The 16,243-nt window shown below is 68.9% G+C and carries 14 protein-coding genes; 13 read left to right on the forward strand and 1 reads right to left on the reverse strand.

Going from position 1 to position 16,243, the window contains the following annotated elements; translation table 11 throughout:
* The 13 genes from KF903_RS08655 to purD all read left to right on the forward strand — a co-directional run.
* Window positions 1-1,875, forward strand: a 1,875-nt coding sequence (locus KF903_RS08655; protein ID WP_291213688.1) for an endonuclease, incomplete at its 5' end; no start/stop codon positions are given.
* Between the two features lie 262 nt (window positions 1,876-2,137).
* Window positions 2,138-2,458 (forward strand): divalent-cation tolerance protein CutA, encoded by a 321-nt coding sequence (gene cutA / locus KF903_RS08660; protein ID WP_291213690.1) that lies wholly within the window; start codon window positions 2,138-2,140, stop codon window positions 2,456-2,458.
* A 71-nt stretch (window positions 2,459-2,529) separates the two neighbouring features.
* Window positions 2,530-4,734, forward strand: a complete 2,205-nt coding sequence (locus KF903_RS08665; RefSeq protein WP_291213692.1) for a protein-disulfide reductase DsbD — start codon at window positions 2,530-2,532, stop codon at window positions 4,732-4,734.
* A 9-nt stretch (window positions 4,735-4,743) separates the two neighbouring features.
* Entirely contained in the window at window positions 4,744-5,277 is a 534-nt protein-coding gene (locus KF903_RS08670) for a TlpA disulfide reductase family protein (RefSeq protein WP_291213694.1), read from the forward strand.
* A 94-nt stretch (window positions 5,278-5,371) separates the two neighbouring features.
* Complete coding sequence (aroQ, locus tag KF903_RS08675) at window positions 5,372-5,818, forward strand: type II 3-dehydroquinate dehydratase (RefSeq protein WP_291213696.1); 447 nt, start codon at window positions 5,372-5,374, stop codon at window positions 5,816-5,818.
* A gap of 43 nt (window positions 5,819-5,861) precedes the next feature.
* Window positions 5,862-6,338, forward strand: a complete 477-nt coding sequence (gene accB, locus KF903_RS08680; protein WP_291213697.1) for an acetyl-CoA carboxylase biotin carboxyl carrier protein — start codon at window positions 5,862-5,864, stop codon at window positions 6,336-6,338.
* An 81-nt stretch (window positions 6,339-6,419) separates the two neighbouring features.
* Window positions 6,420-7,787 carry an acetyl-CoA carboxylase biotin carboxylase subunit gene (accC, locus tag KF903_RS08685; RefSeq protein ID WP_291213699.1) on the forward strand — a complete coding sequence of 456 codons (1,368 nt, stop codon included), beginning with the start codon at window positions 6,420-6,422 and terminating at the stop codon, window positions 7,785-7,787.
* Between the two features lie 142 nt (window positions 7,788-7,929).
* A complete protein-coding gene (gene prmA, locus KF903_RS08690; protein WP_291213701.1) occupies window positions 7,930-8,832 on the forward strand; it encodes a 50S ribosomal protein L11 methyltransferase in 903 nt (300 codons plus the stop codon).
* 65 nt (window positions 8,833-8,897) lie between these two features.
* A complete protein-coding gene (locus KF903_RS08695; protein ID WP_291213703.1) occupies window positions 8,898-9,692 on the forward strand; it encodes a YiiX/YebB-like N1pC/P60 family cysteine hydrolase in 795 nt (264 codons plus the stop codon).
* A gap of 32 nt (window positions 9,693-9,724) precedes the next feature.
* Window positions 9,725-10,510: a zinc-ribbon and DUF3426 domain-containing protein gene (locus tag KF903_RS08700; RefSeq protein WP_291213705.1), complete on the forward strand. Its 786-nt coding sequence runs from the start codon at window positions 9,725-9,727 to the stop codon at window positions 10,508-10,510.
* Between the two features lie 217 nt (window positions 10,511-10,727).
* Window positions 10,728-11,009 carry a helix-turn-helix domain-containing protein gene (locus tag KF903_RS08705; protein ID WP_291213706.1) on the forward strand — a complete coding sequence of 94 codons (282 nt, stop codon included), beginning with the start codon at window positions 10,728-10,730 and terminating at the stop codon, window positions 11,007-11,009.
* Between the two features lie 120 nt (window positions 11,010-11,129).
* Window positions 11,130-12,707, forward strand: a complete 1,578-nt coding sequence (purH, locus tag KF903_RS08710; RefSeq protein WP_291213708.1) for a bifunctional phosphoribosylaminoimidazolecarboxamide formyltransferase/IMP cyclohydrolase — start codon at window positions 11,130-11,132, stop codon at window positions 12,705-12,707.
* Between the two features lie 281 nt (window positions 12,708-12,988).
* The gene (gene purD / locus KF903_RS08715) at window positions 12,989-14,272 is read left to right on the forward strand and encodes a phosphoribosylamine--glycine ligase (protein ID WP_291213710.1); all 1,284 of its coding nucleotides are present in this window, start codon (window positions 12,989-12,991) and stop codon (window positions 14,270-14,272) included.
* A gap of 196 nt (window positions 14,273-14,468) precedes the next feature.
* On the opposite strand, the gene KF903_RS08720 is transcribed toward purD, so the two are convergent.
* Window positions 14,469-16,139, reverse strand: a complete 1,671-nt coding sequence (locus KF903_RS08720) for a tetratricopeptide repeat protein (RefSeq protein ID WP_291213712.1) — start codon at window positions 16,137-16,139, stop codon at window positions 14,469-14,471.
* Window positions 16,140-16,243: the final 104 nt, after the last annotated feature.

Genomic DNA, 16,243 nt, shown 5'->3' on the forward strand with positions numbered 1-16,243 from the left:
GCGCTGAGCGAGATTGCCGTGGCCTACACCGGCGAACAGTGGCGGCTCGGCACAGCAGGCCGCAGCGACCGGCTCGACTTCCAGTACAGCCTGAATGCAACGTCGCTGACCGACAACAACGCGACCTGGATCAATGTCGACGCACTCGACTTCAGTTCGCCCGTGACCAGCGGCACGATCGGCGCGCTCAATGGCAACGCCAGCGCCAACCGCGCGCTCGTGAGTGGCTCGATCACGGGCCTCAATCTCGCGCCGGGGGCATCGTTGTGGGTGCGCTGGTACGACTACAACGCGACCGGGGCCGACGATGGACTCGCGATCGACGATGCCTCGTTCGCGGTGGCCGGCGGGCCGCCGGTCGACAATCCGCCACAGCTGCTGTCGACGACCCCGGCCTCGGGCGCCGTGCAGGTCGCCCTCAACGCGACGCTCGCCGCCGTGTTCAACGAAGCGGTCACGCTCGGCAGCGGCTGGTACAACCTCGCCTGCACCGTCTCGGGCGTGCACACACTCGGCGCCAGCAGCGGTCCGGCCAGCTACAGCTTCAGCGTCACGCCGGCCTTCGCCCAGGCCGAAAGCTGCACCTGGACGCTGTACGCCGCGGCGATCACCGACCTCGACGGCACGCCCGACGCGCTCGCCGGTGGCGACGCCACGATCACGTTCACGACGTTCGATCCGAGCAACCTCCCGCCGCCGACCGTGCTGTCGACGATCCCGGCCAATGGCGCCAGCAACGTGCCGCGCGGCTCCGACATCCGCATCACGTTCAGCGAAGCAGTGGTCACCGAGGCCGGTGCCTTCGCCCTTGCCTGCGGCGGCAGTTCGCGCTCACTCATCGAAAGCGGCAGTGGTGCCAACCGCACGCTCACGCCCGACCAACTGCTGCCGGCCGGCGCCAGCTGCACGTTCACGCTCGACGGCGCCCACGTGCACAACGGCAGCGGCATCGCGCTGGCCGGCGTGCTCACGCTCGACTTCACGGTGGCCGACAGCAGTTCGCTCGACACCTACTACCAGCATGTCAACACTTCTTCGCCCGCGCAGCTGCGCTGCTCGCTGCACGAGACGATCAAGGGCCACACCGTGTACCCGTACAGCGGCGGCAGCCAGAACGTGTGGACGATCCTCGAGATCGCGCAGCAGGTACCCGGCAACCCGAGCAAGATCATTGACGTGTACCGCAACCGCGCCTACAACGCGGTCAGCGATCGTGCCGGCACCGGCAGCGGCATCACCTACAACCGCGAGCACACCTGGCCCAACTCGCTCGGCTTCGCCAACAACAGCCTCGCCGCCTACACCGACACCCACATGCTGTGGCTGTCGGACACCGCGCAGAACGCCTCGCGCGGCAACAAGCCCTACGGCAACTGCGGCAGCGGTTGCACCGAGCTGCCGACCGAGGTCAATCAGGGCGTCGGCGGCCCGGGCCAGTCCAACTGGGTCAAGACGCCCGACGGCAACGCCGGCACCTTCGAGGTCTGGAACCACCGCAAGGGCGAGATGGCGCGCGCGATGTTCTACATGGCGATCCGCTACGAGGGCATCGCCGCCGAGGACGCGCACGACGGCAACATCCCCGATCTCGAGCTGACCGACAATCGCAGCCTGATCGTCATCACGAGCAACACCGCGGCCAAGGCCTACATGGGCCTGCTCACCGACTTGCTGGCCTGGCACCTGGCCGATCCGCCCGACGCCGAGGAAGTCGCGCGCAACAGCGTCATCCAGACCTTCCAGGGCAACCGCAATCCATTCGTCGACCATCCCGAGTGGGTGTCGCGCGCGTTGTTCGAGTCGAGCCAGCCCGCCACCTGCGAACTCGCTCAACCCAGTGACGTGATCTTCGAGAACGGCTTCGATATCAACTGAGGACTCGTCGCCAGCGCCACCGCCCGGCCGCGAGCAGGCCGGGCGGCAGCGCTGCCGGCGGGACAGCGCGATTGGGCGCAGCGCCAGGCCCGTTCCGCTGCCTGCCCTTGGTGAAGCACCTGGCGACGGCGGGCGCTCCGTCGTCGATCGACGCCGCGCCGCATGCCCTGCGTGCCGGCGGTGCCGTTGGCAGCACGCGCATTGGCCCGACCCCGCGCCGATGTGCGACCATGCCGGGTTGTTCCGATCGGCTGCCAGTCCCATGTCTGCCCTGCTCGTGCATTGCACCTGTCCCGACGCGGCGAGCGCGCGGCACATCGCCGAAGTGCTCGTGGCCGAGAAATTGGCCGCCTGCGTGCAGGTGCTGCCCGAGATGCTGTCGATCTACCGCTGGCACGGCGAGGTGCAGCACGATCGTGAACACCTGCTGCTGATCAAGACCGCTGCCGACCACTGGCCGGCGCTGGCCGCGCGTATCCCGCAACTGCATCCCTACGACACGCCCGAATTGCTGGCATTTGCGGCAGTGGACGGCAGCGCGGGCTATCTGGCTTGGCTCGCCGACCAGGTTCAGGAACGGTGAACATCGTGCAAGTTGTGTGGTCAAAGCGCGGTCTTGGGTGGCCATCACCCCGTTTTCCGGAGCATCGCCGCATGTTGAAGTGGCTGGGAGCCTGCGCGACCGCATTGTTGTTTGCGGGTGTCGCCGGCGCGCAATCGCAGGACGACCTGCTGCCGGTCGAGCAGGCATTCCAGGTCAAGGCCAGCCTCGCCGAGCCGGGCCGCATCGCGCTGCGGATCGACATCGCGCCCGACTATTACCTCTATCGCGGCCGCATCAAGGCCAAAACGGCGCAGGATGGGCTCGAGCTGGGCACGCTCGACCTGCCGCCCGGCATTCCCGAGCACGACGAATTCCAGGGCGACGTCGAGATCTACCGCGGCAGCGTCGCGGCCAGCCTGCCCTACACGCTCGCGCAGGCCACCAGCAGCGCCAGCGTCACGCTCACGGTGCAGGGCTGCCACGAGGTCGACCCCAAGATCTGCTACCCGCCGCACCCGACCACATTCACGCTCGATCTGCCGGCCAGCGCCACGCCTGCGGCGGCGGCCGCAGGGGCTGCGCCACCCGCCAGCGGACTGGTCAATCTCGGCGGCGCAGGCGGACTCGTGCAGGGCAGCGCGCCGCTGCCGCCCGAGCAGGCCTTCGTGTTCGAGGCGATCGCGCTGTCGCCGACGCGCGTGCTCGCGCGCTGGAGCATGCCCAAGGGCTATTACCTGTACCGCGACAAGAGTGACGTCGCGATCGCGCAGGGCGATGGCGTGGTGCTGGGCGCACCGCAGTGGCCCAAGGGCACCGACCACACCGATGAGCACTTCGGCACCGTGCCGGTGTATTTCGGCGAGGTCGAACTGCCGCTCGACCTCGCGCGTGACAACGGAGCGGCGCAGGCGATCACGCTGCATGCCGAGTACCAGGGTTGCCAGGATGACGGCCTGTGCTATCCGGTGCTGCAAAAGGACGTGGTGGTCAATCTGCCGCCCGCGAACGCGGCCGAGCTGGCCGCGGCGAAGGCCAGTCTCGCCGCGCCAGCGGCGGCGCCGCGTCGCGCCGTGGCCGACGCCGCGCCAGCGACTGCAGCCACCGCGCCGGCGTCGCCGGCTGGGCTCGCCTTCGCATTGCTGCTCGCGCTGCTCGGCGGCGTGATCCTCAACCTCATGCCCTGCGTGCTGCCGGTACTGTCGCTCAAGGTGCTGGGCCTGGCGCAGAGCGGCGAGAGTGCCGGCACGGCGCGCCGCCATGCGCTCATCTACAGCGCCGGCGTGCTGGTGTCGTTCGCGGCGGTCGGGCTGGCGGTGGTCGGCCTGCGCGCTGCCGGTCATGCCCTGGGCTGGGGCTTCCAGCTGCAGCAGCCACTGTTCGTGGCCGTGCTCGTGTACGTGATGTTCGCGATCGGCCTGAGCCTGTCGGGCGTGTTCAATCTCGGCGCCGGTCTGGCCGGTGTCGGCAGCGGGCTGGCCAGCCGCAGCGGCGCGGCCGGCGATTTCTTCACCGGCGTGCTCGCGGTGGTGGTGGCCAGTCCGTGCACGGTGCCGTTCATGGGCTCGGCGCTTGCCTACGCATTCACGGCCTCGCCGTGGGCGGCACTGCTGATCTTCCTGGCGCTGGGCCTTGGCCTGGCGCTGCCGTTCCTCGTCATCGGCTACGTGCCGGCCCTTGCGCGGCGCCTGCCGCGGCCGGGTGCATGGATGGAAACGCTCAAGCAGTTCCTCGCGTTTCCGATGTACCTGACCGCCGCATGGCTGGCCTGGGTGCTCGGCAACCAGCGCGGCATCGACGCGGTCGGCTACGTGCTGGTCGGCGCGATCGTTCTCGCGCTGGGCCTGTGGTTGCGCGAACACGGGCGCTCGCGCGGACTGGCCGTGCGCGCACTGGCCGCGCTCGTGCTGCTGGCCGCACTGGTGCCGCTCACGCGCATCGACGCACTCGCGCCGGCGAGCAGCACGACAGCCAGCCGTGCCGAGCCCTACTCGGCGCAGCGGCTGGCCGAACTGCGCGCGCAGGGACGCGGCGTATTCGTCGACATGGGCGCCGACTGGTGCGTGACCTGCAAGGTCAACGAGCGCGCGGTGCTGCACACCGATGCGTTCCGCGACCTGCTCGCGCGCAGCAACAGCGTGCTGATGACCGGCGACTGGACCAATGCCGACCCAGCGATCAGCGCCTTCCTCAAGGAGTACAAGGCTGTCGGCGTGCCGCTGTACGTGGTGTTCCGACCGGCCGAGGATGGGCCGGGGCAGGTGCTGCCGACCCTGCTTACGCACCGCATCGTCGCCGATGCGCTGGCGCCGCGCTGAGCTGGTCCGATGCGACGTTCACCCGGTTGGATCGTCGTCCTCGCCCTGCTCGGCGCCACCGCCGGCATGCTGGCCGGGCGCTGGTTCAAGCCCTCGGGCGGCGGCGAAGGCTACAGCCAGGTCGGTGCGCCACGCGCGGCCTTCGTGCGCCCCGATCCCGAGGGCAAGCCGCACGACATCGCCGCCTGGGACGGCAAGCTCATCGTGCTCAACTTCTGGGCGAGCTGGTGCGCGCCCTGCCGCGCCGAAATGCCCGCGCTCGATCGCATCGCGCAGCGCCATGCCGGACATGGCGTCAGCGTCATCGGCGTGGCCGTCGACGAGGCCGCGGCGACACGCGACTTCCTGCGCGAACATCCTGTCGGCTATCCGATCCTGGTCGATGACCCACAAACGAGCGGCGAACTGTCGACAAGTTACGGCAACGAGCGCAAAGTGTTGCCCTACACGGTGCTGATCGGGCGTGACGGGCGCATCCTTGCCCAACATTTCGGCAGTTTCGACGAAACGGCGCTCGACAACTGGCTACGACTACATTTGTAGCCAATCTCGGCAAAATCCCCTCGAACATCGCCGAACTGGACAGGCCGGGCAGGCTGGTCCAGACTAGCCGCCCCGCTTTGGCAGCACCGGCTCCGTGGCACATATCCTCGTCCTGCACGGCCCCAACCTGAACCTGCTCGGCAACCGCGAGCCGCAGACCTATGGCCACGCCACGCTGGCCGAGATCGATGCCGGCCTCGTCGAACGCGCCACCGCCGCCGGCTGGCAGCTCGACAGTTTTCAGTCCAACGCCGAGCACGAGCTGATCGAGCGCGTGCAGCGCACGCGCGGCGACGGCACCGCCTTCGTCATCATCAATCCGGCCGCGCTCACCCACACCAGCATCGCGCTGCGCGACGCCTTCGCGGCGGTCGGGACGCCATTCATCGAGGTGCACCTGTCCAACATCCACGCCCGCGAGCCGTTCCGCCAGCACAGCTACCTCAGCGACCTCGCCAGCGGCGTGATCGTGGGCCTCGGCCCGCTCGGCTACACCCTGGCACTCGACGCCGCGATCGCGCGGCTCGGCCACCCGACCTGACCCCGCGCACCGGCCTGCGCCGGCGCCCACACGAGAGACTTCCATGGATCTGCGCAAGATCAAGAAACTCATCGACCTGCTCGAGGAATCCAACCTCGCCGAGCTCGAAATCAAGGAAGGCGAGGAAATCGTGCGCCTGTCGCGCCTGCCCAAGGGCATGATCGCCGCAGCGCCCGCGCCCGTGCAGCAGGTCCGCATGGACGCACCGGCAAGCGCCGCCGCGGTGGCTGCGCCGGTTGCGAGCGCGGCGCCGGCACCCGGCGGCAAGACGTTGCCCGAAGGCACCGTGGTCAAGTCGCCGATGGTCGGCACCTTCTACGTCTCGGCCAATCCCGATGCACCGCCGTTCGTCAAGGTCGGCCAGAGCGTCAAGCCGGGCGATACGCTCGGCATCATCGAGGCGATGAAGATGTTCAACCAGATCGAAGCCGAAGTGGCCGGTGAAGTGGTTGCGGTGCTGGTCCAGAACGGCCAGCCCGTGGAGTTCGACGAGCCACTGTTCGTGATCCGTCAGGGCTGAGCGACGCACGCCAGCGCGCCGCCTCGGCTGCCTCACCGCTCCCGCCACCCAATCCTTCGCTCTCTCCAACGACCGCAGCCCATGCTGGAAAAAATCGTCATCGCCAACCGTGGTGAAATCGCGCTGCGCGTCCTGCGTGCCTGCCACACGCTCGGCATCCGCACCGTGGCCGTGCACTCCACCGTCGATCGCAACCTCAAGCACGTCGGCATGGCCGACGAGGCGATCTGCATCGGGCCGGCCGCGTCGGCCGACAGCTATCTCAACATCCCGCGCATCATCGCGGCGGCCGAAGTGACCGATGCGCAGGCGATCCATCCCGGCTATGGCTTCCTGTCCGAGAACGCCGATTTTGCCGAGCGCGTGGAAAAATCCGGCTTCATCTTCATTGGCCCGACCGCCGACGTGATCCGCCTCATGGGCGACAAGGTCGAGGCGATCAAGGCGATGAAGGCCGCCGGCGTGCCCTGCGTGCCCGGCTCGGGCGGGCCGCTCGGCGACGATGTGGTGGCCAACACCAAGATTGCGCGCGAGATCGGTTACCCCGTGATCATCAAGGCGGCCGGCGGCGGCGGCGGGCGCGGCATGCGCGTGGTGCACACCGAGGGTCACCTGTCGAGCGCGATCCAGATGACCAAGTCCGAAGCCAAGGCCGCCTTCGGCAATGGCGAGGTCTACATGGAGAAGTACCTGGAAAATCCGCGCCACGTGGAAATCCAGGTGCTCGCCGATGGCCAGGGCAATGCGATCCACCTCGGCGAGCGCGACTGCTCGATGCAGCGCCGCCACCAGAAGGTGGTCGAAGAAGCACCGGCACCCGGCATCACGCCCGAACAGCGCGCGGCGATCGGCAAGGTGTGCGTGGAGGCCTGCAAGCGCATCGGCTACCGCGGCGCCGGCACCTTCGAGTTCCTGTACGAAGATGGCCGCTTCTACTTCATCGAGATGAACACGCGCATCCAGGTCGAGCACCCCGTGACCGAGCTCGTGACCGGCGTCGACCTCGTGCGCGAGCAGCTGCTGATCGCCTCGGGCCAGAAGCTGTCGCTGCGCCAGGAGGACATCGTGCTCGATGGCCACGCGATCGAGTGCCGCATCAACGCGGAGGATCCCGACACGTTCCTGCCCTGCCCCGGCACGATCAAGCGCTTCGAGGCGCCCGGCGGCCCGGGCGTGCGGGTGGACACCCACATTTACGACGGCTACCGCATCCCGCCCAACTACGATTCGATGATCGGCAAGCTCATCGTGCACGGCCGCGACCGCGACACCGCGATCGCGCGCATGCGCATCGCGCTGTCGGAGCTCGTCATCGAAGGCATCAAGACCAACGTGCCGCTGCAGCAGCGCATCATGGCTGATGGCGGCTTCCGGCACGGTGGGCAGAACATCCACTATCTCGAGAAGCGCATGGCCGAGATGCGCGAAAAGGCGATCGGGATCGCCTGACCTCGTCGCGCGCGGCGTCACGCTGCGCGCGGTGGCCGGCATCGACGCGCCCGGCCGCAACCGCGGCGCCATCGGCGCCGATCGCATGCCGCCCGCGCCGCGCACTTGCCAACACCCATTGCCCGCTTCCATCCTCACCGCCATGCCCTTCCTCGAACTGTCGCTCGCGATCGCGCACCATGAGCAGGAACGCATCGAGCTCGCGCTCGAAGAGGCCGGCGCGCTGGCGGTGACGCTGCTCGATGCCGAGGTCGACACGCCCAACGAACAGGCGATCCTCGAACCGGGCGTGGGCGAGACGCCACTGTGGCAGCGCATCGTGCTCAGCGCGCTGTTCGCCGCCGACGCCGATCGCGTCGGCCTGCTCGCGCTGCTGGCCGAACTGCTGCCAGATCTCGCCCCCGAGGCGATCACCATGCGCGAGGTGGCCGACCAGGACTGGACGCGGGCGTGGATGGACGACTTCAAGCCGATGCGCTTCGGGCGCCGGCTGTGGATCTATCCGTGGAACATCGAGCCGCCCGCCGACGCGGGCGATGCGGTGGTGGTACGGCTCGACCCGGGTCTGGCCTTCGGCACCGGCACGCACCCGACCACGGCGCTGTGCCTGGAATGGCTCGATGGCCTCGACCTCGCCGGCAAGCACGTCATCGACTACGGCTGCGGCTCGGGCGTGCTCGCGATCGCGGCGCTCAAGCTCGGCGCCGCGCGCGTGAGTGGCGTCGACAACGACCCGCAGGCGCTGCTCGCGAGCCACGACAACGCGCAGCGCAACGGCGTCGCGCAGGGCCTGCAGCTGTTCACGCCCGAGGCGTTCACCGCCACGCCGGCCGATGCATTCGTCGCCAACATCCTCGCCGGTCCGCTGGCGCAGCTCGCCGAGCGCTTTGCCGCCTGCACCAGCCCCGGCGCACCAATCGCGCTGTCGGGCATCCTCGCTGGCCAGGAGGACGAGTTGCTGGCGATCTATGCGCCGTGGTTCGACGGGCTCGTGGTTAGCCACAGCGGTGACTGGCTGCGCATCAGCGGGCGACGCCGCAGATGACCGGCTGCCGTCAGCGCGATCGGCGCGCGTAGAATGCAGCCCTGCCGCCTGTCGACGAGGTGTTCGTGAATCCGCTCGCGTGGCTCGGCCACCGACTCGCACGCTACCTGTCCAGGCCGCGCGACCGCGACTCGATCCGCACCAGCCGCTCGGGCCTGCTGGCGGCGACCCTGCACAAGGGCGACGTGCTGCTGGTCGACGGCACCAGCCGCTTCGCCGGCGCCGTGCGCTACATCACGCAGTCGACCTGGTCGCACGCCGCGCTCTACGTCGGTGACGCCCTGTTGGCCCGCCAGGGCAGTGCGCAGATGCTGATCGAGGCCGATGTCAGCGAAGGCGTGCGCGCCGTGCCGGTGGCGCGCTATGCGCACGTGCACACGCGCATCTGCCGCCCGGTCGGCCTGCAACCGTCCGAGATCGACGCGCTGGTCGACTATGCGATCGGCCGTCTCGGCCAGCGCTACGACCTGCGCAACATCTTCGACCTGGCGCGCTACCTCATCACCGCACCGCCGGTACCGCTGCGCTATCGGCGCCGCCTGCTGGCGCTCGGCGGCGGCGACCCGACACGCGCGATCTGCTCGTCGCTGATCGCGGCCGCATTCGAGTCGGTGCGCTACCCGATCCTGCCCGACATCGAGGTGATCCAGGTGCAGGGCGAGGCCGGCGAGGCGTATGCGCGCGAGATGCTGCACATCCGCGATTCGCGCCTGTTCGCGCCGCGCGACTTCGACGTGTCGCCCTACTTCCGCATCGTCAAGCCCACCCTTGAACACGGCTTCAATCCGCACGCGCTGCTGTGGGCCGATCACGCCGATCTGCCGCACGACAACGGCGCGGCCCGGACGGCGGGCATGTAACATCGCCACGACATCCGCCACGACCGCCTGCCATGTACACGCAATGCCCGCAATGCCTGACCATCTACCGGGTCGAGGAAAAGGACCTCGCCGCCGCCCATGGTCACGGCCGCTGCAACCATTGCGACAGCGTGTTCGACATGCTGGCGACCTTGACCTCGCAATTGCCGCTGGAGTCGATCGAGCACCTGCCGGCGCATGTCGCGCAGGCAGACCCGCCAGTGCTCGGCGCACCGGTGTTGCGGCCACAGTCGGCTCGTGGCGAGCTGCCTGCCGCCGCCGCATCGACACCGCGCGGCGCCCGCCGCGGCACGCTGCCAACCTTTGCCCGCAGCCACCGCACACCGTCGCGTGGCAGCCGCGGCTGGCTCGTGGCCAGCGCCGTGCTGCTGCTCACGCTCGGCGCGCAGATCGCCTGGTCGCAACGCGCGAACTGGATCGACGACGGGCGCGTGCGCAACCTGCTCGAACCGCTGTGCGCAAAACTGCACTGCCAGTTGCCGCTGCGCCACGACATCGCCTCGCTTGAGCTGCTCTCGCGTGACATCCAACCCCACCCCTCGGTCCACGACGCGCTGATCATCTCGGCGACGCTGCGCAACGATGCGCCGTTCGCACAGGCCTGGCCCACGGTCGAAGTCGCCTTGTCGGACCTCGACGACAAACCGATCGCGATGCGTCGCTTCCTGCCGCGCGACTACCTGGCCGATGCGCGCGCGATCAACCAGGGCATCGCCGCCGGCGCCAGCAGTTCGCTCGTATTCGAGGTCGTCGACCCTGGTCACAACGCCGTCGCCTTCGAGTTCCGCTTCGAATAGACCCTGCATTGACAAGTGCTTGCGCGCACTGTCGCCGATGTGCGTGAGCACACGCGCGCAAGTGCCCGCAATGCAAGCATTCGTCACGATCGGTTTCGCGCGACGCCGATGCCACTTACCAAGACCGGCAGTGGCCGCTAAGATGACTGTCCAGCGTGCTTGCGTCCTGCGTTGGCCCGCATCAGGGAAGCACAATCAATTCAGGGGCTCGTCGATCGTGAATGCCGCCATCTCCTTGCGCGCCAGTGCGCCGCAGGAACCCTTACTGCAACCGGCACTGAGCGACTGCGTCACGCGCGCGGTGCGTCGTTACCTGGCCGATGTCGAGGCACGCCCCGGCGAAGGGCTGCACGCGCTCGTGATGCAGGAAGTCGAGCTGCCGCTGCTGCGCGAAGTGATGGCCTGCTATGGCGGCAACCAGAGCCGCGCGGCCGAGGCACTGGGCATCACGCGCGCGACCTTGCGCCGCAAGCTGCAGCACTACGGGCTCAACGACTAGTCCCCGGGGCGCGCCATAGCCTGCGCGGAGCGGCCAAAAACGCGCAAATTTGCCCGGTTTGGCGCCCACGGACCGCGCCGCGGCCCTATACTTCGGCAGTTTCCCGGCTCCGATTCCACCATGTCCGATTCCCGCAAGGTAGCGGTACACCGCGCACTGCTCAGCGTGTCCGACAAGAGCGGCATCGTCGACCTCGCGCGCGGCCTCGATGCACTGGGCGTGATGCTCATCTCCACCGGCGGCACCGCGCGCACGCTGCGCGAGGCGGGCCTGCCGGTCAGCGACGTCAGCCAGATCACCGGCTTCCCCGAGATCATGGATGGCCGCGTCAAGACGCTGCATCCTTCGGTGCATGGCGCGCTGCTGGGCCGGCGCGGTGTCGACGACGCCGTGATGGCCGAATACGGCATCGCCCCGATCGACCTGCTGGTGGTGAACCTGTATCCGTTCGAGCGCGTCGCCAACGCGCCCGACAGCACGCTCGACGACGCGATCGAAAACATCGACATCGGCGGCCCGGCAATGCTGCGCGCCGCCGCCAAGAACCATGAGCGTGTCGCGGTGGCGGTCGACCCGGCCGACTACGCCGAGCTGCTGTTTGCACTCGCCCATGGCGGCACCTCGCTGGCGTTGCGGCGGCGGCTGGCGGCAGCGGCCTACGCGCATACCGCGCGCTACGACGGCCTCATCGCCAACTGGCTCGGTACCCACGCCGACGCCGACAAGCCCCAGGCCTTCCCGGCCGCGTTGCGATTGGCCTTCGAGCGACGGCAGCCGCTGCGCTATGGCGAAAACCCGCACCAGGAGGCCGCCCTCTACGTCGAACGCGGCGGGCCGCGCGGCACGGTCGCCAGCGCGCAAGTGCTGGCCGGCAAGGAGCTGTCCTACAACAATCTCGTCGATGCCGACGCCGCCATCGAATGCGTCAAGGCCTTCCGCAAGACGCCGGCCTGCGTGATCGTCAAGCACGCCAATCCCTGCGGCGTGGCGCTCGGCGCCAATCTCGGCGAGGCCTACGAACGTGCCTATGCCTGCGATCCGGTATCGGCCTTCGGCGGCATCATCGCGTTCAACCACGCCGTCGACGCGGGCGTGGCGCAAGCGATCCTCGCCCGCCAGTTCGTCGAGGTGATCGCCGCGCCGGCGTTCGATGCCGCCGCCATCGACGTGTTGGCGGGCAAGCCCAACGTGCGCGTGCTCGCCATCGGCGAATGGGACGAACAGGCCGCACCGGCGGTGGACTACAAGCGCATCGCCGGCGGCCTGCTGGTGCAGGACGCCGACCGCGATACGCTGCTGCTGAGCGACCTCAAGGTGGTGTCGCAACGCGTACCCGACGCCGCCGAACTGCACGACCTGCTGTTTGCCTGGCATGTGGCGATGTACGTCAAGTCCAACGCGATCGTCTACGCGCGCGGCAGCCGCACGATCGGCATCGGCGCGGGGCAGATGAGCCGCGTGGTGAGCGCGCGCATCGCGGCGATGAAGGCGGCCGATGCCAAACTCGAAGTGCCCGGCAGCGTGATGGCGTCCGATGCGTTCTTCCCGTTCCGTGACGGCATCGACGCCGCGGCCGCGGTCGGCATCCGTGCGGTGATCCAACCCGGCGGCTCGCTGCGCGACAAGGAAGTGATCGCCGCCGCCGATGAACACGGCATGGCGATGGTGTTCACGGGCATCAGGCACTTTCGGCATTGATGCCGCTGCGCGGCATCAATCCCAAAGTTTGCGGAGCAAACTTCGGGCCCCGGCCTGGCCTTTCCACACCCCCATTCGCGCCTGCGGCGCGAATCGCCCCCTGACTCAGGGGGCCAAACCGCACCGGACGCCGCACGATGTCGTCACCGTCACCGAAATCCCGATGCCGCCGCGCGGCATCAATCCCAAAGTTTGCGGAGCAAACTTCGGGCCCCGGCCTGGCCTTTCCACACCCCCATTCGCGCCGTGAGTGAGCGCCTCATCCGACAGGAACCTGCCTCATGAAGATTCTCGTCATCGGTTCGGGCGCGCGCGAACACGCGATCGCCTGGAAGATCGCCCAATCGCGGCGCGTGACCGAAGTGATCGTGGCGCCCGGCAATGCCGGTACCGCGCGCGAGCCGCGCATGCGCAACCTGCGCATCGCTGCGACCGACGTCGAGGGTTTGCTCGCGCTGGCGCGCGTGGAAAAGATCGACCTGGCCGTGGTCGGTCCCGAAGCCGCACTGGCCGCCGGCGTGAGCGACCAGTTCCGCGCCACCGGCATCCGCTGCTTCGGCGCCAGCCGCATCGCCGCGCAACTGGAGAGTTCCAAGGCCTTCGCCAAGGATTTTCTCGTCCGCCGCAACATCCCGACCGCAGGTCATGCCACCTTCGACGACCTCAACCGTGCACTCGCCCATGTGCGCCGGCACGGCGCGCCGATCGTGATCAAGGCCGACGGCCTGGCCGCGGGCAAGGGCGTCATCGTCGCACTGACCCTGGCCGACGCCGAGCAGGCGCTGCACGACATGCTTGGCGCGCACAGCCTCGGCGCGGCCAGTGCGCGCGTGGTGATCGAGGAGTTCCTCGAAGGCGAGGAAGCCAGCTACATCGTGATGAGTGACGGCCACAACGTCTTGCCGCTGGCCACCAGCCAGGACCACAAGCGCCGCGACGAGGGTGACCTCGGGCCCAACACCGGCGGCATGGGCGCCTATTCGCCGGCGCCGGTGGTCACGGCTGCGGTCGAGCAGCGCATCCTGAACGAGATCGTGCGCCCGACCATCGCCGGCATGGCCGCCGAGGGCGCGCCGTTCATTGGCTTCCTCTATGTCGGATTGATGATCGATGCGCACGGCAATCCACGTGTCATCGAGTTCAACGCGCGGCTGGGTGATCCGGAAACCCAGCCGATCCTGATGCGCCTGAAGTCGGATCTCGTCGACCTCATCGAGGACGCCTTCGACGGTCGCCTCGATCGCAGTGTGGCGCAGTGGGATCCGCGTCCGGCGATCGGCGTGGTGATGGCCGCCAGCGGCTATCCAGGCAAGCCGCGCACGGGCGATGTCATCCATGGCCTCGACGCCCGCCACGAGGCCGACATCGCGGTGTTCCACGCCGCCACCGCGGTCGACGCGCAAGGGCGCGTGGTCAGTGCCGGTGGCCGCGTGCTGACCGTATGCGCGCGCGGCGAGGACATCGCCGATGCGCGCGAGCGGGTGTACGCCGCGATCGGACACATCGGTTTCGACGGCGCGTTCTGGCGCCGCGACATCGGCCACCGCGCGCTCGCGCGGGGCTGATGCGCGCAGCGCATCTAGCGGGCGCTCGAGTCGGCCGCGCCGGCCCCGAGCGTCCGCAGCCACGTCAAGCCAGGCAGCAAGCCGATGCGCGCAAATGCCAGCGTTGGGACGACCGCGTGCGGCCAGTGCCCTGCGGCGCAAGCCAAGGCGTTCGACACCGGCACCAGGAACGGCCTGGCAGCGGCACTCGGTTCCGTTACCGTGCGCCTTGACCGGCGCCCGCCGGCACCTTGTCGACCTGCGCGCGCGGCGGGTTGAACAGCTCCGATTGCGCCGGCCATGGCAGCGTCGGCAGCTTGTGCGCACGGAACTGTTCGAGGAAGTCCTTGTAGGGCGGCAGCGCCTGCTGACCCTCGTTGCGCAGGACCACGAACATCGCGCCCTGCTGCGTGGTGACGGCATCGTCCCACTTGCCGTTGGCGGCCAGCGCCAATGCATAGGCCTCGGCCACGACCGGCATCTCGGTCGAGCGGTACAGCTTGACGCCATAATCGAATGCCATGCGCTTTTCCTGCGCGCCGGCGGCGGTGCAGGTACTGGCGCTGCGCACGAACAACTGCAACAGGAAGCCTTCGTTGGGCGTCTTGCGCAGCGCATCGTTGAGCGCCTTGAGCGTGTCGGCGCAGCGGCCGGCGATGGCCTGTGCCGCCACCAGGCGCGACCACGCCTCGTCGTTGCCCGGCTCGTTGCGCACGACCGCGCGATACTCGTCGGCCGCCGCATCGTAGCGCTTGGCGCGCAGGTGGACGGCGGCCAGCGCGAAGTGTCCCGCAGCGAGCCCGGGCTGCACCTGGATCGCCTTTTCGTAGGCCGCGCGTGCCGCCACGTCGTCGCCTTGCATCTCCTTGACCAGTCCCTCACCCACATGCGCCATGCCATTGGCCGGGTCGGCGCGCAGCGCCATCGCCAGCCGGGTTTGCGCCATCGGCAGGTGCCCCGAGGCCGCTTCTACATGGCCATACAGCGCGAGCAGCATGGAGTCGTTGGGCGAGGCCCGCAGTGCTTCATCGAGCGTGCGGCGTGCCGCGTCGTAGTCGCGCGACTTGAGTTGTGCGAGCACCTTGACGATGGCCTGCTCGCGTGGCGCCAGCGCCGGCGCCTGCGCTGCGCCGGTCGCGGCGCCATCACCGAGCACCTGTTGCGCGATCGGGTCGTACAGCGTGGGCAATACGTCACCAGCCTTGGCGCGCGCCTGCGCCGCGGCGCCCGCATCACCGGCGGCGGTGTAGGCCGTCGCCAGCTGTGCGTTGAGGCGCGTCGCCTCGGGCGCGATCGCGAGCGCGCGCTTGAACAGCTCGACCGCATCGGCGGCGCGACGCTGCTTGAGTGCGATGTCGCCGAGCAGCGCAAGCGGCACGGCTTCGCGACCTTGCGCCAGTGGCTCGAGCACCTTGCGCGCTCCGTCGAGGTCACCGGCCTGGATCCGGTTGTTGGCCACCGCAACGCGGATCGGCAGGTAGTTCGGATCGAGTTTGAGTGCAGCCTCGAAGTCACCGCGCGCCGCGGCATCCTGCTTGTTCAGGCTCCGCAGCACGCCACGCATGTACAGCCAGCGTCCGTTGCGCGGCGCAAGCGCGATGGCGTTGGCGAGCGCGACTGCTGCCGCGTCGGGGAAGCCGTTGCGCGCATAGGCCGCGCCAAGCAGCGCGTAGGTTTCGGCCAGCGGATCGCCGATCAGCACACTCTTGCTGTTTTCGAAGCTGGCGCGCTGGGCGCGCAGTTCGCTCGCACGCGCGGCCGGCAGTCGCGACAGATCAGGCGAGGGAACCGCTTGCAGCGTCGGTGTGCCATCGGCAGCGGCAACGGGAAACGCGGCGCCTGCGGACAGGCACAGTGCGGTGGCAAGCAGCAGGATTCGAATCGACATGGGCGCGGCGCGGGCGAGGTTCGGGATCGCCTAGTGTAATGGCCATGGCTGAACCGCCGGCGGGCCGGCGCAGGCGACAGCCTGGCGCCGCGCCTGCTAGATTC

Source organism: Dokdonella sp. (genome assembly GCF_019634845.1).
In the GTDB taxonomy this organism is placed as follows: Bacteria; Pseudomonadota; Gammaproteobacteria; order Xanthomonadales; family Rhodanobacteraceae; genus Dokdonella_A.